Source organism: Haloferax sp. s1, from assembly GCF_058382125.1.
Genome location: NZ_JBZRPK010000720.1, coordinates 1 through 21573, shown reverse-complemented (window position 1 = coordinate 21573; position 21573 = coordinate 1). Strand labels below are relative to the sequence as shown.

Genomic DNA, 21573 nt, shown 5'->3' with positions numbered 1-21573 from the left:
GTCTATACCCCTCACGGACTGCCTCGACGTATTCTGCCGGGGTCGCCAGTCCGCTGACCTCGTCGCTCGTGAGGAATAACGTGTCTGTCATCATTGGCGAAACGGCGCCGTCGGTCAAAACCCTGCGGGCCGCGGAACCGGCCAATCGGGCGTACGTACGGGGTTAGTCGGCGTCGAGGACCGAAGGAGAAGAAGTCGCGTCAGCGGGACCGGTGTGTTCGTCGAGTCGGTGGATTGGAGTGGACGGGGAGGACGACGATGGGCCGTTCACGAAGAGCGCGTGGCCGGTGAGGAGCGCGGCCACACCCGCAGCCATCGGCACTGCCATGGTCAGTTGCAAGCCGACCACGACGAGAGAACCAGTGATGCCGATGAGTGCGAGCGGGATGAGCCCAAGAATGTAGTCGTAGTATCCGGTCATAATATAGATTAATATACGTGTGTAAGCGGTATAGTTCTTTCCCATAGATGACTGATATTCTTGCCGTGACTTTGCAAACACATTCTCATAACTTATGAGTAAATAAACGCAAGACGGCGTCGTCCTAGCGTCGGGGTACGTTACCTCATTTTGTTTTCATTGTTGCATTCTGTGTTGTATGCCAACAATTAACATATATTGGCGAGAGGGTCTCGTGTGCGTCATCTGCCGTGACTCCACATGATTATCTGTGTTGGAGTCGTCCTCGAACACGTGAATCGCAACGACCGCGAAATCGTCGCTCTGGTGATGCTCGCCCACGGGATGGTTCACACGTACGAGTTGTCGATTCCCATCTTCGTCGCCATCTGGCTCAACGAGTACGCCACCATCGACCTCGGTCTCACGGCAATTCCCGTTACGACCGCCTCACTGGGTGTGATGGTCGGTCTCGGGTTCGCCCTGTTCGGCTTAGGAGCACTTCCCGGCGGCGTCCTCGTGGACCGCATCGGGTCGAAGCGCCTCATCGTCGCCTGCCTCCTCGGAATGGCCGGTTCGTTCGTTCTTCTCGCGGCGGCCCCCAACCTCGTCGTCGTCGCACTCGCGCTCATCGTCTGGGGCGCAGCAGCGAGCGTGTATCACCCCGCCGGACTCCGGCTCATCAGCACGGGCGTCGAAGAACGGGGCACGGGCTTCGCCTACCACGGCATCGCCGGTAATCTCGGTATCGGCTTCGGCCCCTTCCTCACGGCGCTTCTGTTGCTCTTTTTCGACTGGCACCTCGTCGCTGGCGTCCTCGCGATTCCGGCACTCCTGGCGGCCGTTCTCGCGACACGTGCTGACTTCGAAGAACAGGCGGCCGTCGCCGCGGCAGACGGCGGAACTGGGGACGACGCTGCCGCGGTCGACGCTGACGCCGACGACAAAGCCGGGACCGGCGTCTCCTCGTTCGGCGAGTTCGTCTCGCAGTCGAAGCACCTCTTCGCGGGTGGCTTCGCCCTCGTGTTCGCGCTGGTGATGTTCTCGGGACTCTACTACCGCGGCGTCACGACGTTCCTTCCGGACCTCCTCGGCAACGTTATCGGCATCGAACCGGTTCCCATCTCGACGCTGCTTCCCGCCGCGCTCGTTCCCGGGTCGGCGGCCGCGGCACCGACGCTCGACGTGGAACTGTATGTGTACGCCGGCCTGCTCACCATCGGCGTCTTCGGACAGTACGTCGGCGGGAAACTCACGGACCGCATTCGAACCGAACGGGGGTTAATCGTCGGCTTCGGCGCGCTCGCGGTCGTCGCCGTCGCGTTCCTTCCCGTCGCGAGTCTCGGCGTCGGCCCGCTCCTCGCAATCTGTGCGCTCCTCGGCTTCTTCCTGTTCATGGTTCAGCCGTTCTATCAGGCGACTGTCGCCGAGTACACGCCCGCCGGATTGCGCGGTCTCTCGTACGGCTTCACCTACCTCGGCGTGTTCGGCGTGGGCGCACTCGGCGGCGCAATCGCGGGCTTCGTGCTCGCAGTCGCCGACTCCACGGCGCTCTTCACGGTGCTCGCCGGGTTCGCGGCGGCCGCGGCGCTCCTTGGTGTGACGTTGTTGCGACGGCGGCCGACCCTCGCCTAAAACGGCTCGGGCGGCCAGAATTCGAGTGTTTCGGGGTTTGTTTTTTGAACGATTCAGAGGGTTGGTTTTCAGACGATTCGGAAGTACAGGGTTCGCCAGACGGCGATGGCGGCCGATCCGAGGACCAGCATGACGGCGACGAACGCGGGTTCTGCGCCGCCTTCGAAAAGCGGGGTCCAGCGAATCCCGACACCGACAACCGCGGCGACGAGCCACGACCGGATGCCGAGCGGAACAGCCGACTTTGCCGACTCCGCCGCACCGGGAGAGTACGCACCCAGAAGCGGCGAGATGATTGCCCACGAGATGAGGAACGGTACGGCTGTGAGTACCCACCCTACTGGTTCATTCGATAGGTATGGGACCCCGTTGTGCTGAATCACGCCAGCGGTCACGAGGAGGAAGATGGCGAGTACGTCACCCACGGCGATGGGTAGCGCCCCGGCATCGAGTCGCTCCTCGAGGAAGGACGTCGAGGTTGCCATACCCGTGGATTCGTCGCCCCCCTAATGGTTTTCCCGTTTTTTCCCGACCACCGTGTATTCGAACCCCGTCTCGACAACTGCCGACTCGAACCCGACGCGTTCGAGAAAGCGCGTCAGTTCCTGCGGCGTCGCAAACGACGACCCGAATCCGACGACTCGCTCAGCAACCACCAACCCGCACCCGAGGAGCGTTTCGGGGTCGAACTCGTTGACGGCGAAGACGCCGCCGGGTGCGAGCACGCGGTAGACTTCTTCCGCGACGGTCCGCTGACTCGGCATGTGGTGGAAGGCGTCGACGGCGGTCACGGCATCGACCGAACCATCCGCAAACGGGAGCGACCGGGCATCACCGCGTACACAATCGAGACCGCGCTCTCGTGCCCGCGAAAGCATCCCTGCCGAGCGGGCGAGGACGATTCGCTCGGGAACGTCGAGCGCGAGCGTCGCTCTGCCGGACCCGCCGCCGATGTCGACGACGCGCTCGACAGGTCGGTTGGCACGGGCGAGGGCATCTTCGAGTGCATCCGCTTCGGCGGGCGGCATCACGAGGTCGTAGAGCGGTGCGAACCGGTCGAAGAACCGAACGTCGCCAGCGCCGTGCATGCCCGATTTGTCGGCTTCGTCGGGGAAGGTTCTTGCGCGCGGCGGACTCTCTCTCACGCATGGAGTTCGACCTCCTCGGGTGGCCGGACGACGGGCCGCGACTCAGGCTCGACTACCGGCGGTTCGCCTACGCGGGGAAGTTCGTCACCCCAAAGACGGGAAAGGCGGTGCTCCGCGACCCGGACACACCGCTTCCGCCACTGGACGACGAGCGACCCGCACCGACCGGCGGTCCGGATTCGCTACCCCCGCTGTCGGAGGACGTGGTCGCGGCGGTCGCGTTCAACGAGGACCGAACCGACCCGTCGACGCTCTGGCTCAGATACGTCACCGTCAGAGCCGACCGGAAGGGCGAGGGACTCGGCCCGACGCTCCTTGCCCGAACCTGCGAGGCGGCCGCCGAACGCGGCTACGAGACGGTTCGAATCGCCACGAACAACCCCTTCGCCTACGAGGCGTGCCACAAGGCCGGGTTCGGTTTCACCGGCCGCGAGACGGGTGTCGCCGAACTGGTCTTGGAGCGCCCGGCGGACGCGCCCGCGTCGGTTTCCCGTGAGACGTACCAGTCGGGACTTGACCGCTATCGCGTCCGCGACCTCGACGACCGAGAACGGGAATTTCTCGCTGCCCGCGAGGGAACCACTCCCCCCGGCCACGAAGGAGTCGGTTCTCCCTCCCTCGACGACGCGCACTCGGGCGATTGAAACCCCCGCATCTCGAAGGCCGAGCAAATGGGAAACGCAGACCTGCGGACGCTCGCCGCGCTTTCTGAGGTGCCCTTCGACGAGGTGGCCGGAAGCGTGGTCGCCGTGGACGCGCACAACTGGCTGTATCGCTATCTTACGACGACGGTCAAGTGGACGAGTTCGGAGAAGTACACGACGAGCGAGGGCGAGGAAGTCGCCAACCTCGTCGGTATCGTCCAAGGTCTCCCCAAGTTCTTCGAACACGACCTGACGCCCGTCTTCGTCTTCGACGGTGGCGTCACGGAGATGAAAGACGACGAGGTCGCAAAGCGTCGCGAACAGCGCGAGAAGGCCGAAGAACGCCTCGAAGAAGCACGCGAAGCTGGCGACGCGGTCGAAGCCGCCCGGATGGAAGCTCGCACGCAACGACTCACGGAGACGATTCAGGACACGAGCCGTGAACTGCTCCGCCTGCTCGACGTGCCGGTGGTCGAAGCACCTGCCGAGGGCGAGGCGCAGGCGTCCTACATGGCTCGTAAAGGCGATGCCGACTACGTCGGAAGCGAGGACTACGACACGCTCCTGTTCGGCGCACCGTACACGCTCCGGCAACTCACGAGCAAAGGGAACCCGGAACTGATGGACCTCGATGCAACCCTCGAAAAACACGATATCTCGTGGGAGCAACTCGTGGACATCGCCATGCTCTGCGGGACCGACTTCAACGAGGGAATCACGGGCGTCGGCCCGAAGACCGCCGTCAAGGAGGTCAAGAAACACGGCGACCTGTGGAGCGTCCTCGAAGCTCGCGGCGACAGCATCCCCAACGCCGACCGGGTGCGCGAGTTCTTCCTCGACCCACCAGTCACCGACGACTACGACTACAACACGGGAATCGACCCCGATGTGGACGCCGCCCGCGAGTTCGTCACCGAGACGTGGGAAGTCGACCCCGACGAAGTTCGGCGCGGTTTCGAGCGCATCGAGAAATCGGTTACGCAGACGGGACTGGACCGCTGGACGTAGGATAGATGTCTTCCCCGAATTGACGACACCACAACACGTTTAGTTCGGTCGATTGCGAGTTCAGCCGTATGCCCGACGACGAAACATCGTCCCTCCTTTCGCGCCGACAGCTGCTCGGCCTCCTCGGTGGCGGGAGCGCAGCAGTCGCTGGAGTGAGTTGGTTCGCCCCGACGTGGCTCCCGGACCCGGTGACAGACACGCTAACGACGCTGTACCCGGACCCATCGAGTAACTACGTCTGGCGGCCGCCCGTCAGTGACGACCACGCCGACGAGGCGGTGGCGGCGCTGGAGGATGCAGTCGAACTGGCGAACGAGTTGCGCTCGCGTATCGACCTCGACTCGGTCGAAAACGACAATTTACGAGTCCACCTCAATCGCAGCCCTTCCGGCGGCCACCTCGAATCGGCGAAGAGTGGGACTCGCAGTAATCGCGAGCGACTCCATTCGACAATCAGTGGACTGCTGTTCACTGGCCAAGCAATCGGTGCCGCGAAGGTCGTCCTCGATGAGGCCGACCCCGAAGCAGTCGTCGAACGCGGCCGGAAACTCCGACGGACAACCGACGACATCGCCGACTCCATCTCCGAGTACCGCGTCTCCGATGCGGGCCGCGACCTTGGGTATCTCTACGCCATCGAACGACGACTCATGTCCGCCCGGGTGGAATCGCATCAAGGCGGAATCTTCACCGGCGGCACGGCCGACGCCGACGAGTACGACGCCCACGACATCGCAAGCACGTGGGGGTCGCATCTCCAAGCGAAGCAGTACATCCGAACTGCCCGGCACTACCGAGACCAGTACCAGTCGAACCTCGGAAGCCAACCCACGTCGCATCGGAGTCGCATCCAAAACGCCCTCGACGACTTTCTGGCCGAAATCGAGGAGTATCCGATCCGCGGAGAGATGCGAACCAACGTCGAAGAAGAACTCGGTGACGACGACCGAACCCCCCACGGCGTGGCCAAATTCGAATTATACAGCCTCTGTTACGACAACGACTTCCGCGTGTTCGAGAACAGTCTCGACCGCGACTTGCTCGTGCTTCGAGTCGTGGCCACCGGCGATGCCCTCCTCAAACGCCGAGCACACGATTTCGCCCTCTCAGAACTCGACGTAGAACAGGGTGACACCGACTACGACTCCGGGCGGTCGTTCCGTGCGAAACGGCGGGCGATGCGTCAGTTCCGAACGACCAAAGACGAGTACGATTCGAACTTCGCGGGTGTCGTCGCGAACGAGGCTGCGAGCTTCATTCGCGGTGGCGACGTCGGCCTCGAAATGGGTGACGGTCCAGCGTGGCGCGACCGCGTCAAATCGTCTGTGTACTCTCTCATCGCCGAAGGGATGCTCCGCAACCTCGGCGACGTGGTCGAGCCACTCGAACAGGGCTGAGAAAGCGTAGAAAAACCGGCCGTCGCCCTACGACACGTCCCCGATAGCATCGAGGAGCATGTTCGCGCCGATGTCGATTTCGCGCTCGGTCACGTCGAGCGGTGGGAGGATACGGAGCACTTTGTGACCGCATGCGAGAGTGAGTAGACCGCGCTTGAGCGCGGCTTCCTGCGCGTCGTCGCGGCGGTCTTTGCTGTCGAACTCGACGGCGAGGAGGAGACCCTTCCCGCGCACGTCGGTGACGGTGTTGGGGGCGCTGTCTCGAACCGTCTCTTTGAACTGGCGGCTGCGGGCGACGGCGTTGTCCAGCAGGTCGTAGTCCTCGATTGCTTCGAGAGTGAACACGCCCTGCATCGACGAGAGGATGTCACCTGCACCCCACGTCGAAGAGAGGCGACTCTTCTCTGACGGGAAGATATCGGAGTTCGAGATGGTCGCACCCACGCGGAGACCTTTCGCGCCGGTGATGACATCCGGTTCCATCGGGTAGTTGTCTGCGCCCCACATCTCGCCGGTTCGGCCCACGCCGGACTGAATCTCGTCGGCGATGAGCGTCAGGTCGTAGTCGTCGACGACGGCGGCGAGTTCGTCGGCGAAGGCGTCGGAGGGGAAGCGATACCCGCCTTCGCCCTGAACCGGCTCGACGATGACGTAGGCGACCTCGTCGGCGTCGACGTGGCCCGTCTCGGGGTGGAGTTTCTGCCGAAGTTTTGACGCGCCGGACTCCGAGTCGGGGAAGAACCCACACGAGCACGTTTCGGGGGAGCACGAGCGGTCGTCGCAGAACGGAACGTCGAGAACGCCCGAAATCTCGGGATACTTGCGCCGGTAGACCGATTTCGAGCGGTTGAGCGAGAGCGCCCCGAGCGTGCGGCCGTGGAACGCGCCTTCGAAGGTGATGCCGTACTTCGCGCCGTCGGCGTTGTCGTAGGAGATTTTGATGGCGTTCTCGACGGCCTCGGCCCCGGAGTTCGAGAGGAAGACGGTATCCATGCTGTAGTGGCTCGTGAGGTCCGTCAGTTTGTCCATGAGGGCGGCGGGACCGGGGAACTGCTCTTCGCCGGGGGCGGACCCGTCACTGACGTAGAAGTCCTGTCCGGCAATCTTGGTCGGGTCGACGAGGTCGAACTCCGACATTCGGTCCATAATCTTCGGGTTGTTGTAGCCGAGTGGGGCGGCGGCGACGTGACTGGTGAAGTCGAGGAGGACGTTTCCGTCGACATCAGTACAAAACGGACCCTCCGCCTCGGCGGTGATGTCCCAGACGAAGTCGTAGACGTAGGTACTCGGTGCAGCGTGGTCGTGGTGGTATTCGACCCACTCACGAGCGCGTTTGCCGGGCATGGTATCGACGTGGGGTTCCGCCGTCTCTCGATCCATGAGTAATGGTACAACGGCACGTGGATTAAGACATTCGCTATTAATAATGTAATATATACGAAGATAGAGGTTCAGTCGGTTGGTTTCGCGTGGGTCCCCGTCGGACACCACAGGCAAACGTGACGGAGACACGTCTGACCTGTCGAACGCTCGATAGGCTTTTGCCGTTTCCCCGTCCCTGTCCTGTATGGCTCTCCGTGACATTCAGCGTTCCCGTGCGATGTGGTGGGCGCTCGCGTTGGTTCTCGCGGGTGCGTTCACCTTCGTCGTCTACTCTTTCATCGGGACGTTCGTCTTCGGTCTCTTCATCTACTACGCGACTCGGCCCATCTACCGGCGGATTCGTCGACGAATCCGTCCGCCGAGTCTCGCCGCTGCGGTGGCACTGTTCGCACTCGCACTCCCTGCACTCGGCCTCGTCACCTACGCGGCGACAATCGCCCTCCGGGAGTTCTTGAAGTACGCCGACCGTCTGTCGACCAATAACGGCGTAATCGACCTCGAAGCGTACGGTATCGACCCGAAATTACTCGAGGGGATTGCCAGCCCGCAGGCGCTTTTGGAGTACGACTTCGGCTCGCTTTTGACACCGGATGCCATCAGTTCGTTGTTCGACTCACTCAGCGTCGCAGCCAACACCTTCGCCTTCCTCGGCGTCGGCGCAATCCACCTGTTCGTCATGATTGCGTTCGCGTTCTACCTCCTCCGCGACGACCATCGGCTCAGTCGATGGGGTCGGTCGATGTTCAGCGACGACCACGGTATCTTGGAAGCGTACGTGCGCGCCGTCGACCGCGACTTCAACAACATCTTCTTCGGGAACATCCTGAACGCCGTGCTCACTGGAACAATCGGCGTTATCGCCTACTCACTTCTGAACGTGCTCGCACCCACAGGCGTCGAGATTCCTGCCCCTGCCCTCGTCGGCCTGCTCGCTGGTGTCGCGAGTCTCATCCCGGTGGTTGGAATGAAACTCGTCTACGTCCCCGTCACGGGGTACATGGGCTTAGAGGCCACATTGGCGAATCCGCCGGGACTGTGGTTCGTTCTCCTCTTCGCCGCCGTCTCGTTCGTCATCGTCGATACGATTCCCGACCTCGTGCTCAGGCCGTACGTCTCCGGTCGGAGCCTCCACGTCGGTGCCGTGATGATTGCCTACACGTTCGGCCCGCTGCTGTTCGGGTGGTACGGCATCTTCCTCCTGCCGATGGTACTCGTCCTCCTCGTAAACTTCGTCCGACTCGTCCTTCCCGAGTTGCTAGCGGGGAAACCGATTCGGCCGTATATGGTCGACCCAGTGCATCTGGTCGACAGTCCGACGGCTGAGGAGACGACACCCTCGCCGGTGACAGACGAACCGAGCGAAGAAGAGAGAATGGACCGGTCGGCAGATGACGACCTCGACGCCCCCGAGTTTTCCGACCGCGACGAGACGAGACCAAGTCGGGACTCTCGCTCGCCCTCTGACACCGGTCTCGACGGGTAGCCTCCCTAGGCGTCGAAGTCTTCCGGAATGTACTCTGCTTCCCACTCGTCGCGGGCTTTGATTTCACGACGGCCGCGACGCGTGAGCGTGTAGTAGTTGGTTCGGCGGTCACGCTGCCCCTTGTCGACGAGACCCTTCTCTACAAGCGTATCGAGGTTGGGATAGAGACGACCGTGGTGAATCTCCTTTTCGTAGTATGCTTCGAGTTCTTCTTTGATAGCGAGTCCGTGCGGCTCTTCGAGACCGGCGATAACGTACAGCAGGTCTCGCTGGAATCCTGTCAGGTCGTACATCGGTAAATTCGAAATGTATGTTATTGTCTAATTCAGATAAACATATCGGCATGTCCCGATGATTCTACGCCCGAAACGGTTCGAGTCACCAGAATATGCTCTCCCAGATTATGTTGATTGATTTACTATTCTTCGATAACTACTGTTTCGTCGACCGGATATGTTCACAACTGGACGGCTCCTCCTCCTTATGCGGCTTGAATGTTTATAGTTACCAATGGGCATTGACCGACTGTTCGAAACGGAAATCCGGGAACAACGGGCTGGAGTCGCTGTGTATCTCCGTGATGCGGCCGACCGGCTCGAAGCCGGTGAGCTGGAATTTCACGATGATGAAGAAACGGTGGTCCTCGATGTTCCCGAACAGGTCACCCTCGAAGTGACCGTCGAACAAGACGATGATGCCCCCGATGCTGGCGTCGTTCGTCGTGTCCGGTTCGAACTCCACTTGGAAAAGACGGCGTAGCGACTCAGACTGATAGTCATCGAGTAGAAGGAAAGCATGCCGTGCCGGAAATCTCCGGCACGGCGTGCCGCCCTGAATTGGTCCCCGCTGACGCTTCGGCCCTCCAAAGCGAAGCGTCACTATCAGCTATCGTTCGGTTTCACTTAAAGATAACGACGAGTGCCAACCATTGACAACACGACTGAATGTACGCTTTATTGATGCTCTGTCGCTCGGATTCGCACCTACCGGTGTTTGTGGTCTTCCCAGTTTTGGCTGTCTAACACCGTCCACATGTGTCCGTATGAACTGTCACATGTGTTCTTCTTCGAGGACCCAACCGAGCGCTCGTCTGTAGTGAGTCATGAGTTTTCGAACGCCTTCGTGTCGCATCTCTTCGGATTCCAGTTCCTCCTTTAGGAACTCGTACTGCTCTCGAACCTCCGATTCGCTGCGCATACATTGCCTCTGGGCCGCCGGACGTATGTAGCCCGGACATTCGTGTCGAAGTTCAAACTATTTTATGCGGGTACTGGTCACTCGACCCGTTACGGGTCGTCGCGTTTTTGCGCGAGCGGGTCGAACTCGCCCGTATGGAGATACGCGGCGAGCGCGAGTGCAAGGAGTGCGGCCGCCAATGGTCGTACTACGAGACGGGGAGTGTATCGTGCCCGCACTGCGGAAGTATGCGGAGCGTCGGCGTGGGCGACCGAGCGCAGCACACCGCCATGCAGACTGAACTCGACCTTTCGAAACACCGGTCTGCGGTCGGCGACGGAACCATCCGAGATGCCGCACCGGCGCTGAAGTCCGACCTCCGAGATTACATTCGAAAGACGGGGTACATACAGGGAGGCGAACTGCTCCCGCTCGATGAGACGTCGCTCGCGGCCCACGAACTACTCCACGCGGTCGACGTCGTCGCACGGTCGAATCGGCCGTCCGACGACGAACAACTCTACGTTCTCAGTCTGCTCCGCGGGACCGACGAGGGTGACCGCCCCGCTTCCGACGAGGTTCCCGACTCGATGACTGATGCACGCGGTCTCGCCTACGCCGAGGCCATCGACGCCTACCGGCGTGACCTCTCGACGTGGCTCGACGACCACCCTGACCCGGAGGCGAGAAAGACGCTCGAAACGCTCTCGAACCACCTCAAGCGCGTCGAAGCGCTCGAAGGTGCAGTTTCGCTCTCGGAGTCGGAATCACTCGTCAGGGCGACGCGTGATATCTACACTGCACTCGCTGACGACGACCTCGACGCCCTCGCGTCGGCTCGGGACCGACTCGCGGCGCTCTTTTAACCCATACCCGTCGCATCTGACGCCCCGATTCACCGAACGTTTTTGCCCTCCGACGACCCTTCGCCGACGATGACTGCTGGGTTCGACATCCACGACGTTCGACACCGCGTCAAACTGCTCCGCGACGACGGCGAGACGATGCTCGTCGAGAACCGCGACGGCGTGGCCTGTCCCGCCTGCGGCGACGACTTCTCTCAACTCCTCATCTCAAACCGGCAGGCACACAGTTTCGACGTAGACGCTGGGACGCGCTTCTGCGTCCGGCGCGAAGCCGAGCGACTGCTCGTTGCCACACACGAGTAACATACAAGACTGACCCGAATCGGGCGAAAAACCGAACTAAACTGGGAGGTCTGATTCAGCGCTCGCAGAGGAATCGAATCAGCGCCCGGTCGAGCGTGTCATCCGGGAGCCTTTCGAACCACGACACGTCGGTTATCGACTCGTCTTCGAGCCCCGGGTCGTCGGTGAGTTCGCCTTCGACGCGGGCCTCGTAGATGGCGAAGCGAAAACTCGCTTCGTCACCGCCGTGTTGGAACGTCTGTTCTGTGACGACCCGCAGCGCACCCACGTCAGCATCGAGACCCGTCTCTTCGTCCAGTTCGCGAACCAGTGCCTCTGGCTTCGTCTCACCGGGTTCGACGCCGCCACCGGGGAGGAGCCACTGGTCGTCCTGTCGGACGAGGAGGACTGACCCGTCCCGTTCACAGAGCGCGCCGACACCCCATTCGAGTCCGCCGCGGATTCGTTCGAGAGCGCGCTCGAACGACTCGGCATCGAGGTCGTGGCTGTTTCGACGCCTGATGATGCCGGCTTCGTCGACGGTCCACTCGCCGTCGATATCGGCCCTGGAGGACGCGTCCATCGTGTCGCCGCTTGCTTAGGGGAGGTCGACGTCGATGCCTTCGGATTCGGCGGCAGCCTTCACCGTGTTCCACAGAAGCATCGCGCGCGTCATCGGGCCGACGCCGCCGGGGACGGGCGTGATAGCACTCGCTTTCTCCTTCGCGGAGTCGAAGTCCACGTCGCCGACGAGTTTGTAGCCCTTGTCGTTGTCCGCATCGACGCGGTTGACGCCCACGTCGATGACGACGACGCCTTCCGAGAGCATGTCGCCCGTGACGAGTTCGGGGACGCCCGCGGCGGCGACGACGATGTCCGCCTCGCGGGTCTTCGCGGCGAGGTCCTCGGTCCGCGAGTGGCAGACCGTGACCGTGGCGTTGCCGCCTTCGGCCTTCTGGATGAGCAGGTTCGCCATCGGCTTGCCGACGATATCGGAGCGGCCGACGACGACCACGTCTGCACCTTCGGTTTCTACGTCGGCGGCGGCGAGGAGCTTCTGGACGCCGTGGGGCGTACAGGGCTTGAAGCGAGCGTCGCCAGCGACGAGACGACCCACGTTCTCGGGGTGGAAGCCGTCGACGTCTTTTGCGGGGTCGATGCGGCGGAGGACCGTCCGGTCGTCGACGTGGTCCGGAACGGGCATCTGGACGAGGATACCGTGTACGTCGTCGTTCTCGTTCAGGTCGTCGACGAGCGAGTAGAGTTCGTCCGCGGGCGTCTCGGGGTCGAGTTCGTAGTCGAACGCCTCGATGCCGACTTCCTCGCAGTCGCGCTGTTTCATCGAGACGTACGTCTCGCTCGCGGGGTCCTCGCTCATCAGCACGGTTGCGAGACCCGGCTTCACGCCAGCGTCTGCGAGCGCGTCGATGGCGTCGGCAAGGTCGTCCCGAATCTCCTCGGCGACGGCGTTGCCGTCGATGATGGTCGTCATTGCGTCAAACAGGGTCCCCCGACCATTTCAAAGATTCGGAATCGTGCGTATTCTCGGTTTCAAAATGGAGTAAATATGCATGATTGTGGTCATTTTCTCCCCAAATTCACCCGCCGAAGAGCAGATTCACGACGGCCACCGCGACGCCCGCGAGCGCCATCCGAAGGCCGGCGACGTACCAGCGCTGGTCGGATATTGACCCCATGTACGCGCCGAACGTGAAGAGGATTCCCGTGCCGAGGGAGACGGAGACGAGCGTCGCCATTCTCATCGAGAGGACTGTTCCGGCCGCGAAAAACGGAACCAGTGGAACGACGATACCGACGAGCGGCCCGAGACCACTGGCGGCGGCGTTGATGCTCCGGGCGGCCACTTTGTCGCGTTCGACCGCGGTTCCGCTAAGGTCGGCCAACATGGCGTCTTCGATGCGTCCGAGTTCGGCCAGTTTTTCGGCGCGCTCTATCTCCCAGACGCTCCAGACGCCGGATGTCGTGAGACCGACGGCGGCACCGAGACCGATTTTGACGACGGTCACCCCGTCTGTAACACCGGTGAGAAACGCGCCGATAACCAGACCGATGCACGTCAGCGCGCCGTCGAACCCGTTCGAGACGAAGTACCGCCGGGAGATGGCGCGAACGCTGTCTTCTCGCAGGAGTGAGACGAGTCGCCCGAACATCACGACGGCGACCAGTCTTGTGGTTGGTCGCGGTATTCGACGAGTCTCTCGCCGGCGACAACCTCGTCGATGGAGTGGACCGTGCCGCCGAGGTCGCCGATTCGTCGTTCGACCTCGTCGACGTCGATGTCCTCGCCTTCGGCGATGATCCGGAGGTTCTGTACCTCGCGGTCGGTTTCGAGGAGCGTCGTATTCACCCCCGCCACACCGGTGCTTGCGGCGACTTCGCGGGCGAATTCAACCGTCGACGGCGAGTGTGGTTTCAATACGTCGAGGACGAGGCGACGAATAGGTGCCATGGGGCGACGGTACGTCGCGGCGGGTAATAGTGTTACACGAGGTGCAGGTTCGCGGCGAGTGACGTCGAAAGTATCCCGAGAAGAGTGCGCCTACGCATTAGGGGTGGTAAACGGCGCACTGTCGTGTCAAAACGGCCGGTCGGCGTGTCGGGAGTGACGCACGACTCGGGCGGTCAGACAGTCGAAAGAATCGGTGGGTATCGAAGCGACGCTTACTCGTACAGCGGGTTGGCGTCGCAGAGTTCCTGCACGCGCTCGGAAACCTCCGCGAGCACGGCTTCGTCGTCGTGGTTGTTGACGACCTTCACGATGAGTTCGGCGACTTCGCGGGTCTCGTCTTCGCCGAAGCCGCGGGTCGTGAGCGCGGGCGTACCGGCGCGGATGCCACTCGGGTTGAACGCCGAGCGCGTCTCGCCGGGGACGGTGTTCGCGTTGAGGACGATACCCGTCGATTCGAGGGCGTCCTCGGCGTCGCCGCCCGTGAGGTCCGGGTGGGAGTCACGCAGGTCCACGAGAACGAGGTGCGTGTCGGTGCCGTCGGAGACGACGCTGAGACCGTGGTCTTCGAACGTCTCGGCGAGGACCTTCGCGTTGTCGACGACCTGCTGGGCGTACTCCTCAAATTCGGGCTGGAGTGCTTCTTTGAAGCCGACGGCCTTGCCGGCAATGTTGTGCATGAGGGGACCGCCCTGCCCGCCGGGGAAGACGGCGCTGTCGATGTCGGAGGCGTACTCCTCTTTGCACATGATGATGCCGCCGCGACCGGCGCGGATGGTCTTGTGCGTCGAACCGGTGACGAAGTCGGCGATGCCGACCGGCGAGGGGTGGACATCCGCGGCGACGAGGCCCGTGATGTGGGCGATGTCCGCGAGGTGAAGTGCGTCGACGGAGTCGGCGACGTCCTGAATCGTCTCCCACTCGACGGCGCGCGGGTACGCGGAGTAGCCGGAGACGATGATATCGGGTTCGAACGACTCGGCCTTCTCGGCGAGTTGCTCGTAGTCGATGTAGCCCGTCTCGGCATCGACCTCGTACTGCTCGACATCGTAGAGTTTCCCGGTGAAGTTCGCGGGGTGGCCGTGGCTCAGGTGGCCGCCGTGAGTCAAATCAAGCGAGAGAATCTTGTCGCCGGGTTCGAGCATGGCGAGGTAGACGCCCATGTTCGCCTGCGTCCCGGAGTGGGGCTGAACGTTGACGTGTTCTGCGCCCCAGAGTTCTTTCGCGCGCTCGATGGCGAGGTTCTCTACCTCGTCGGCGTACTCACAGCCAGCGTAGTAACGCTTGCCGGGGTAGCCCTCGGCGTACTTGTTTGTCAGGGCGCTCCCCTGTGCTTCGAGAACCGCTTCGCTGACGTGGTTCTCGGATGCAATCATCGCGAGTGTGTCGCGCTGGCGTTCGACCTCACCTTCGAGGGCATCTGCCACAGCGGGGTCGACGTCGCGGACGTGGCTGTAGTCCATACATACTATCCCGCCCAATTACGGCATAAATGTGTCCCCTTTGGCTACGCCTGCCGGTGATGTGTTGCACACATGTGCATATTTGGCCGTGTTATCGGGTAACAGATACACGAATACGTGGAATCGGTTTCACGAAACCTATCTTTGAACCTGAATATCGGCTTACTAAGATATATGTCAACAAATCGCATTACGGTACTGCCACCAGCTACAAATCGATTTTCCCACATTGGAGTAGAAGTAAAATTTCTGAAATGAATTGCTCAATTCGCTTGATTATTACTTGTTACAACCCGTTTTCGTATACGTTCTGCTAGTCGACTTGCGTTAATATTAAATATGTTACGGCCGATATTCAAGCTATGGCTATTGGTTCTAATCTACTCGCTGAGGGGGTAGAAGACATCATTGAGTCCGTCCTTTCCTCGACGGAGGACGAGGTCTTGGTTGCGAACCCGACCGCAGAGGTCATCGAAGGTATCGTATCCGTCTCAACAGACATCGGTGAGACACTTCCCGAGATTCGCCTCGTCGCCGACGAAGGCGTGTTGAAGGACGTGCTGGATGACTTCATCATCGCATCCAACGCCGCGAACCTCGTCGCCGACGGCGTGCTCTCCATGCATACCGCCAACGACGAAGTCAAAAACACGCTCTTCGTCACGCCTAACTCTGTCGTCGCGCTCGTCGGCGCTGGCGGGAAGGTCGCCGGGCTTGTCACCGACGACGCGGAGTTCGTCGAGACGGCGTTCGAAGCACACCAAGCACACTGGGAAGACGCACCGGAGTTCAAACTCCGGACGCCGCCGCTGGCGAAGGTTCGCGAAACGCTCGCCGAGGATATTGGCGAGGAGACGCTTGCCGACTTTGACGCGGTACTCGGTTCGCTCTCATCTGCCCGTGGCGACGGCGACGGCCTCGACGAAGTGACCATCTCGCTTCTCGTTGCCGCCCGCAACGAAGTACTTCTCTACGATATCTCGAAATGGGGCGAAGACGTTGGCATCGCGAGTAAGGCGACGTTCTCCCGGACGAAGACGAAACTCGAAGAACTCGACCTTATCGACACGGAGAAGGTCCCAATCGACGTCGGTCGTCCCCGTCTCCGTCTGAAGCTCGGTGCCGACGAACTCGTCGACGCCGATGCCGACGAACTCGCCGCTGTGGCCCAAGAACTGCTCGAAGGCTGACCGGCCTCCGTCGAAGACCCCCCGCTTTTTTGCTTCTCACTTCTTCGTCGCGACTATGAACATCGGACTCGTCGGGAGCGGTCCCGCCGCCGAGTCGATTCGTGCGGCGTGTACCGATATCGACGCGGCAGTCACCGAGACAACTCCGGACTCGCTCGGCGAGTTCGACCTCGGGTTCGTCGTCGCGGCGGTCGGTGACGACGCCTTCGACACGGCCGACGCCACTGCGAAACGATGGCTTACAGTCGAAATCGGCGGCATCGGTGGTCACGCCGTCACTGACATCGACGCCGCCGTCTCGGCGTTCGACGAAACGAGCGCCGGATTCGCCGACCTCCGCGCTCGTGTCGCGTCGACCACCGAATCTGACGGACGGCCCTCGGGCGACCGCGCGGCGGTTCGACTCGCCGGTGCCGTTGCGGGTCGACGCGGTATCGCACTGCTCTCCGGCGGCGATATTTCGGGGACCGTCGTGGAGGTTCCCGGCCGAGAGCGGGCGCTGCTTCCGGTTCCCGAACCGACCGACCGCGACCGAGTCGTCCGCCGCGATTTCCGCACGGTCGAGTTGGACGACGCACTCTCGCGAGCGGAGCAGGCGGTCGACGACCGCGTCGGCATCATCACGCAGGTCGGCGAACGCGAATCGTTCCCGCTTCCGTACTATGTCGCACAGACTGCCGACACGACTGCCTACGCGGACGCCCGCGCTGCTGAACTCGCAGGCGGTGCTGCGGCGGGGTGGGACGAAGCGTACATGAAGGCACTCGGCGAGGCGCTGGAGCGCTATTCGGCCGGGGTCTACCGGACGAGCGAGTTCGCCGTCGCACCCACGGCTTCTCGACCGAATGCCATCCCGCCGAGTCGGTTCATCAGACCCGACTCGTACCGCGACCCCGACCCGAGCGAACCGATTCAGTGGGTCGACGGCGAACACCTTGAGACCGGAGATACCGTCTCGCTCCCTGCAGAGTTCGTCCACTACCCGCCGCCGACGGAGCGACACAAGCCGTCGATTACGACGGGACTCGGACTCGGAAACTCCGGAACGGAAGCGATTCTCTCGGGATTGTACGAGACTATCGAGCGCGACGCGACGATGCTCGCGTGGTACTCGACGTTCGACCCGCTCGGTCTCGATGTGACTGACGAGACGTTCGAGACCTTGACCACTCGCGCCCGCTCGGAAGACCTCGACGTGACGGCGTTGTTGGTGACGCAGGACGTGGACGTACCCGTCGTCGCCGTTGCCGTCCACCGCGAGGGGGAGTGGCCGAAATTCGCGATGGGGTCCGGGGCCGACCTCGATGCCAACAGCGCCGCCCGCTCGGCGCTCGCGGAGGCGCTACAGAACTGGACCGAACTCCGCGGGATGGGGCCCGAACAGGCTGCGACGCAGGGCGGTGCGATTGCCACCTACGCTGATTTCCCAGACGCTGCTCAGACATTCGTCTCGACGGAAGCGACGATTCCCGCCGACTCGGTTGGGCCGGACAAGATTCCCGAAGGAGCGGACGAACTTGATGCCGTAGTTGAGCGCGTCACGGATGCTGGCCTCGACGCTTACGGCGCTCGAATCACGCCCAGAGATGTCGAGCAACTCGGCTTCGAAGCGGTCCGCGTGTTGGTTCCGGAAGCGCAACCGCTGTTCATCGGTGAACCATTCTTCGCCGACCGCGCGCGCTCGGTCCCGCGTGACCTCGGGTTCGAACCGCGACTGGACCGCGAGTTCCACCCGTTCCCGTAATTGTCTGGATTTCGCGCTGCTAAGTGGCTGACAGCCGGCACGCTCGTGGTCGCGCGGCGACGTGCCGGACTCCCGCGAGTCGCCGCGCGGCGTAGGTTAGAGCATAGGCGCGCTGGCCGCGGCTCTGTATATGAATCTTCGTTCGGAAATGGCAGAAAAAGAGGTGTACGTGCTTAGACGCCGAACGTCGCGCGAAGCATGTCGCGGGTACCCGGCCCGAGACCGACCGCGAGGACGGCGATGAGGAGCAAAATCGCGTAGCGCGGACTGTCTTCGAATATCTGTTCGTCAAACACCCAGACAACCGCCGTCGCCGCGACGAGTTTCACGAGCAGGAACGGCCACGCGTCGCCCGTGATGGCGAGCACCGATTCCGGCAGCGTGGAGGCCGTGAGGTCGACGACTGCTTTGTTCACCGGGTGTTTCGGAATGAGGTTGTTGCCCGCTCCGAGGGCGGTCATCCAGTCGAGACCGACGACGTTTGCGACGCCGTCGATTGCGTGTCCCCAGATGACTACGAATCCGATTCGACCCGTCCCCTCGTTGACCTCGGGTGCGAAACGTTCGACGAGCCACCACGTCGCGGTGGCGACGACCGTCGCTCCGGCAAGGATGACGAGGAGTACCTGCGGATAGAACGTTGCACCTTGTGCGCCGGTGATGCCGGCCCACAGGAGGTAGCCGAGCGTGGTCGCGAGGACGGCTGTCCCGGCTCCGAGCAGGGGTTTCATGTAGTTATCGACGATGCCCTCTCGCTCGGCGACGACGCTCCCGACGACGGCGACCAGCGTGATTGCGAAGACGGTCACGTAGATGACCGGGCTGATGACGAGCGTATTCACTGGGTACGTGATGAGCGCGTCGGCCACGCCGGGTGCGTCGTTTGCGTCTTCGACGACGCGGAACGCGCCGCCAAAGAACATGAATGGGACGAGAGCGAAGAAGAACCGCGGGTCTTCGCCGATGTCGAGGCGACGCAGGAGGAACACGATCCCCGTGAGGGCGATGATGAGGGTGACCATATACCCGACTTCGGAGACGAGGGTGTAGCCGGGGTACGCGACTGGTTCAGCCGCAGCGGCACAGGCCGACGCACTGTCGAGGTACTGGGTCACGCCGCCCGACCGGACAGCACAGACGGCCGAGTTCGCGTCGGCCTGGACCGGTCCCCAGAAGTAGTGCCAGATGAAGCCGTCGTAGACGACACGAGGGAACGCGAGCGACCCGCCGGCGAGTGCGACGAGGAGGGTCACGACGCCGACGCCCCAGAGGCGTTCAGGGTCGAGACCGACTCGCTCTGCTACCGTTGCCATAGCCGAAACCCCGACGGCGGGCCTGTTTAGGGTTCCGGTCTTTCGCATTCAGAGCGCACGCCCCGCCGCCGGAAAGCAGCCGGTTGGTACGGTGCGAGGAGTGCGTTCCCTTCCGTCAGTCCTCGTCTTCGGGTTCTCGAATCGGTAAGACGGGGTCGTCGTACTCGGTGCCGAGAATAACCATCGTCTGCGAGCGGGAGAACCCTTCGAGTTCCGCGATATGGTCGAACATGAGTTCGCGCAGGGCGTCCGTGTCCTCGGCGTACACCCGGAGCATCACGTCCCACTCGCCGGTCGTCAGATTGATTTCTTGAACACCTTCGATGTCTCGTAGTTCCTGCAACGCCTCTTTTTCGTGTCCTTGTTTGACCTGAAAGCCGACCAGCGCCGAGGTTCCGAGTCCAACCTGTCGGGGGTCGATATGGGCGTGGTAACCCTCGATAACGCCGGCATCTTCCATCCGTCCGACTCGGTCGTGGACCGTCGCACTCGACATGTCGATTCGGCGGGCAATCTCGCTGAACGGTGTCCGTGCGTCCTCCATCAGGATACGGAGGATTGCCCGGTCCGTCGCGTCGAGTTTCATACCCTTCCGTACTGAGGGGGTTAACTTCGCACTTGCGGATAGAGGCATCAATCACCTATTGATTGACACGACCGACAAACCGAGAAATGGGATTCAGCAGAGACGGGTCCAGAATCCAGTATCGTCCAACGCAGGTTAGTGGTCTCCGGCTTCGATTTCGCGGGCTGCTTCGAGCACCGCATCGTGGACGTGCCCGTTCGAGGCGACGAGACCGCGCGAATCGTGTCGCCATTCGTTCCCGTCGAGGTCGGTGACCGTGCCGCCAGCCATCCGGATGAGATGGACCCCAGCAACGGAATCCCACGGGTTCGCCCGCTTGTTCGTGATGACGCCGTCGAGCGCGCCGTCGGCGACGAACGAGAGTGCGACTTGCATACTCCCGTAGCGACGCATATCGCCGAAGCGCGTGACGATAGCGCGGGTCGCGGCCGTGTACTCGTCGCGGGCGTCGTAGTTCCACCAAAACGTCGGACAGACGGTACACGTCTCCGGGTCGTCGCGTGTGCTCACGGAAATCTCCTCTCCGTTGTGGTAGGCCGCCCCGTCGTCGGCGGCGTACAGGTCCTCGAACGCGGGGAGTGAGTTCGCGGCGGCGACGGGTTCGCCATCGACCACGGTGGCGACTGACGTTGCCCATATCGGAATGTTGCGGACGAAGTTGTTCGTCCCGTCGATGGGGTCGACAATCCACGCCGCGCCGTCGTCTGGAACCGACTTCAACTCGTCCGCTTCCTCGCCGACGATAGCGTCGTCCGGGAACGCACCGCGGATACGCTCGACGACCCGTTGTTGTGCGTCTCTGTCGGCTTGCGTGACGACATCCGTTTTTCCGTCCTTCGTCTCGACGGAGATTCCTGTTCGGAAGGCGCGTCGTGCGACTGCACCGCCGTTGCGTGCTGCGCGCTGTGCACGGTCCGCACGAGCGTCGAGTTCGTTCATGACCGTGGCAGAACGGGAAGGGGCCTATATCCACCGACCGAAGGCGAGACACCAGTCCGGTGGCTTATCATGATGTAGGACTTATTTTCGTGTCGTGACAGACGCAGTCGACCTCCCGGTGCGCGTTCGCGATGCGCTCACTGCGGCCTTCGGTGACGCCCGAGAAGCGATCCGGAGCGGCGACACTGAGACCGCGCGGGAGTGTACCGAGAAAGCGTCCCGTATTCTTCAGCACAAGGTGCCACCCAGTCCCCTCAAAGAGCAACTGAAACACGGATTGGCGGCCGTCGAGCGGACCGTGGCCGACGCACCGCTCGTCGCATCGGGATATCTCCGACTGATGAAGCAGTTGCTCGACGAGTAAGTAGGGCAGAGCGGCGGTCGGGACACGGGCCGTCCGCTCCGCGGGGGGAAATCGAAAAAAACCGAAACGCAATTTGAAACCCGGG

25 protein-coding genes are annotated in these 21573 nt (G+C 62.3%); 11 read left to right on the top strand and 14 right to left on the bottom strand.

Annotation, left to right across the window (positions count from 1 at the left end):
• Positions 1–163 precede the first annotated feature (163 nt).
• Positions 164–421, bottom strand: coding sequence for a DUF8015 family protein (locus QT222_RS21060; RefSeq protein ID WP_004060376.1), 258 nt, complete (start codon positions 419–421; stop codon positions 164–166).
• Positions 422–667: 246 nt separating this feature from the next.
• Between QT222_RS21060 and QT222_RS21055 the strand changes: the two genes are divergently transcribed.
• The gene (locus QT222_RS21055; protein ID WP_491478280.1) at positions 668–2035 is read left to right on the top strand and encodes an MFS transporter; all 1368 of its coding nucleotides are present in this window, start codon (positions 668–670) and stop codon (positions 2033–2035) included.
• Between the two features lie 68 nt (positions 2036–2103).
• Here the strand turns inward: QT222_RS21055 and QT222_RS21050 are convergent, their stop codons facing one another.
• Positions 2104–2520, bottom strand: coding sequence for a DUF3054 domain-containing protein (locus QT222_RS21050; protein WP_004060374.1), 417 nt, complete (start codon positions 2518–2520; stop codon positions 2104–2106).
• A 21-nt stretch (positions 2521–2541) separates the two neighbouring features.
• Complete coding sequence (locus QT222_RS21045) at positions 2542–3123, bottom strand: class I SAM-dependent methyltransferase (RefSeq protein ID WP_491478279.1); 582 nt, start codon at positions 3121–3123, stop codon at positions 2542–2544.
• A 59-nt stretch (positions 3124–3182) separates the two neighbouring features.
• Between QT222_RS21045 and QT222_RS21040 the strand changes: the two genes are divergently transcribed.
• From QT222_RS21040 to QT222_RS21030, 3 genes are all read left to right on the top strand, one after another.
• Complete coding sequence (locus QT222_RS21040; protein ID WP_491478278.1) at positions 3183–3827, top strand: GNAT family N-acetyltransferase; 645 nt, start codon at positions 3183–3185, stop codon at positions 3825–3827.
• A 27-nt stretch (positions 3828–3854) separates the two neighbouring features.
• The gene (fen, locus tag QT222_RS21035) at positions 3855–4835 is read left to right on the top strand and encodes a flap endonuclease-1 (protein WP_491478277.1); all 981 of its coding nucleotides are present in this window, start codon (positions 3855–3857) and stop codon (positions 4833–4835) included.
• 68 nt (positions 4836–4903) lie between these two features.
• Positions 4904–6232 carry a transcriptional initiation protein Tat gene (locus QT222_RS21030; RefSeq protein WP_491478276.1) on the top strand — a complete coding sequence of 443 codons (1329 nt, stop codon included), beginning with the start codon at positions 4904–4906 and terminating at the stop codon, positions 6230–6232.
• Positions 6233–6259: 27 nt separating this feature from the next.
• Here QT222_RS21030 and QT222_RS21025 read toward each other — a convergent pair whose 3' ends face one another.
• Entirely contained in the window at positions 6260–7612 is a 1353-nt protein-coding gene (locus tag QT222_RS21025) for an aminotransferase class III-fold pyridoxal phosphate-dependent enzyme (protein WP_491478275.1), read from the bottom strand.
• A 220-nt stretch (positions 7613–7832) separates the two neighbouring features.
• Here QT222_RS21025 and QT222_RS21020 point away from each other — a divergent pair, with 220 nt between their 5' ends.
• Positions 7833–9098 carry an AI-2E family transporter gene (locus QT222_RS21020; RefSeq protein ID WP_004060368.1) on the top strand — a complete coding sequence of 422 codons (1266 nt, stop codon included), beginning with the start codon at positions 7833–7835 and terminating at the stop codon, positions 9096–9098.
• Positions 9099–9103: 5 nt separating this feature from the next.
• Here the strand turns inward: QT222_RS21020 and QT222_RS21015 are convergent, their stop codons facing one another.
• Positions 9104–9391: a PadR family transcriptional regulator gene (locus QT222_RS21015; protein ID WP_004060367.1), complete on the bottom strand. Its 288-nt coding sequence runs from the start codon at positions 9389–9391 to the stop codon at positions 9104–9106.
• 217 nt (positions 9392–9608) lie between these two features.
• Here QT222_RS21015 and QT222_RS21010 point away from each other — a divergent pair, with 217 nt between their 5' ends.
• On the top strand, positions 9609–9857 hold the full coding sequence (locus tag QT222_RS21010) for an amphi-Trp domain-containing protein (RefSeq protein WP_491478274.1): 249 nt from the start codon (positions 9609–9611) through the stop codon (positions 9855–9857).
• A gap of 291 nt (positions 9858–10148) precedes the next feature.
• Here QT222_RS21010 and QT222_RS21005 read toward each other — a convergent pair whose 3' ends face one another.
• Positions 10149–10295 carry a DUF8555 family protein gene (locus QT222_RS21005; protein ID WP_004060365.1) on the bottom strand — a complete coding sequence of 49 codons (147 nt, stop codon included), beginning with the start codon at positions 10293–10295 and terminating at the stop codon, positions 10149–10151.
• Positions 10296–10429: 134 nt separating this feature from the next.
• On the opposite strand from QT222_RS21005, the gene QT222_RS21000 reads away from it, so the two are divergent.
• Together QT222_RS21000 and QT222_RS20995 are read left to right on the top strand one after the other, a co-directional pair.
• Complete coding sequence (locus tag QT222_RS21000) at positions 10430–11140, top strand: TFIIB-type zinc ribbon-containing protein (protein ID WP_049917516.1); 711 nt, start codon at positions 10430–10432, stop codon at positions 11138–11140.
• A gap of 69 nt (positions 11141–11209) precedes the next feature.
• Positions 11210–11443, top strand: a complete 234-nt coding sequence (locus QT222_RS20995; protein WP_004060363.1) for a DUF7385 family protein — start codon at positions 11210–11212, stop codon at positions 11441–11443.
• A gap of 55 nt (positions 11444–11498) precedes the next feature.
• Here QT222_RS20995 and QT222_RS20990 read toward each other — a convergent pair whose 3' ends face one another.
• From QT222_RS20990 to glyA, 5 genes are all read right to left on the bottom strand, one after another.
• Entirely contained in the window at positions 11499–12005 is a 507-nt protein-coding gene (locus QT222_RS20990; protein ID WP_491478273.1) for an NUDIX domain-containing protein, read from the bottom strand.
• A gap of 15 nt (positions 12006–12020) precedes the next feature.
• Positions 12021–12914, bottom strand: coding sequence for a bifunctional methylenetetrahydrofolate dehydrogenase/methenyltetrahydrofolate cyclohydrolase FolD (gene folD / locus QT222_RS20985; protein WP_004060361.1), 894 nt, complete (start codon positions 12912–12914; stop codon positions 12021–12023).
• Between the two features lie 106 nt (positions 12915–13020).
• On the bottom strand, positions 13021–13593 hold the full coding sequence (locus QT222_RS20980) for a VIT1/CCC1 transporter family protein (RefSeq protein ID WP_004060360.1): 573 nt from the start codon (positions 13591–13593) through the stop codon (positions 13021–13023).
• Positions 13593–13892, bottom strand: coding sequence for a DUF211 domain-containing protein (locus QT222_RS20975; RefSeq protein ID WP_004060359.1), 300 nt, complete (start codon positions 13890–13892; stop codon positions 13593–13595). The genes QT222_RS20980 and QT222_RS20975 overlap by 1 nt, the downstream gene beginning before the upstream one ends.
• Before the next feature lie 212 nt (positions 13893–14104).
• Positions 14105–15352, bottom strand: coding sequence for a serine hydroxymethyltransferase (glyA, locus tag QT222_RS20970; protein WP_491478272.1), 1248 nt, complete (start codon positions 15350–15352; stop codon positions 14105–14107).
• Positions 15353–15714: 362 nt separating this feature from the next.
• On the opposite strand from glyA, the gene tbsP reads away from it, so the two are divergent.
• Together tbsP and QT222_RS20960 are read left to right on the top strand one after the other, a co-directional pair.
• Entirely contained in the window at positions 15715–16542 is an 828-nt protein-coding gene (gene tbsP, locus QT222_RS20965) for a transcriptional regulator TbsP (protein WP_004060357.1), read from the top strand.
• A 55-nt stretch (positions 16543–16597) separates the two neighbouring features.
• Positions 16598–18286 carry a YcaO-like family protein gene (locus QT222_RS20960; protein WP_491478271.1) on the top strand — a complete coding sequence of 563 codons (1689 nt, stop codon included), beginning with the start codon at positions 16598–16600 and terminating at the stop codon, positions 18284–18286.
• A 173-nt stretch (positions 18287–18459) separates the two neighbouring features.
• On the opposite strand, the gene QT222_RS20955 is transcribed toward QT222_RS20960, so the two are convergent.
• The 3 genes from QT222_RS20955 to QT222_RS20945 form a co-directional block, all read right to left on the bottom strand.
• Positions 18460–19599: a DUF63 family protein gene (locus QT222_RS20955; RefSeq protein WP_491478270.1), complete on the bottom strand. Its 1140-nt coding sequence runs from the start codon at positions 19597–19599 to the stop codon at positions 18460–18462.
• Between the two features lie 115 nt (positions 19600–19714).
• Positions 19715–20185 carry an Lrp/AsnC family transcriptional regulator gene (locus tag QT222_RS20950; protein WP_004060354.1) on the bottom strand — a complete coding sequence of 157 codons (471 nt, stop codon included), beginning with the start codon at positions 20183–20185 and terminating at the stop codon, positions 19715–19717.
• Between the two features lie 135 nt (positions 20186–20320).
• On the bottom strand, positions 20321–21124 hold the full coding sequence (locus QT222_RS20945; protein WP_491478269.1) for an inositol monophosphatase family protein: 804 nt from the start codon (positions 21122–21124) through the stop codon (positions 20321–20323).
• A 94-nt stretch (positions 21125–21218) separates the two neighbouring features.
• Between QT222_RS20945 and QT222_RS20940 the strand changes: the two genes are divergently transcribed.
• Positions 21219–21488, top strand: coding sequence for a DUF8101 family protein (locus QT222_RS20940; RefSeq protein WP_491478268.1), 270 nt, complete (start codon positions 21219–21221; stop codon positions 21486–21488).
• The last annotated feature ends 85 nt before the right edge of the window (positions 21489–21573 follow it).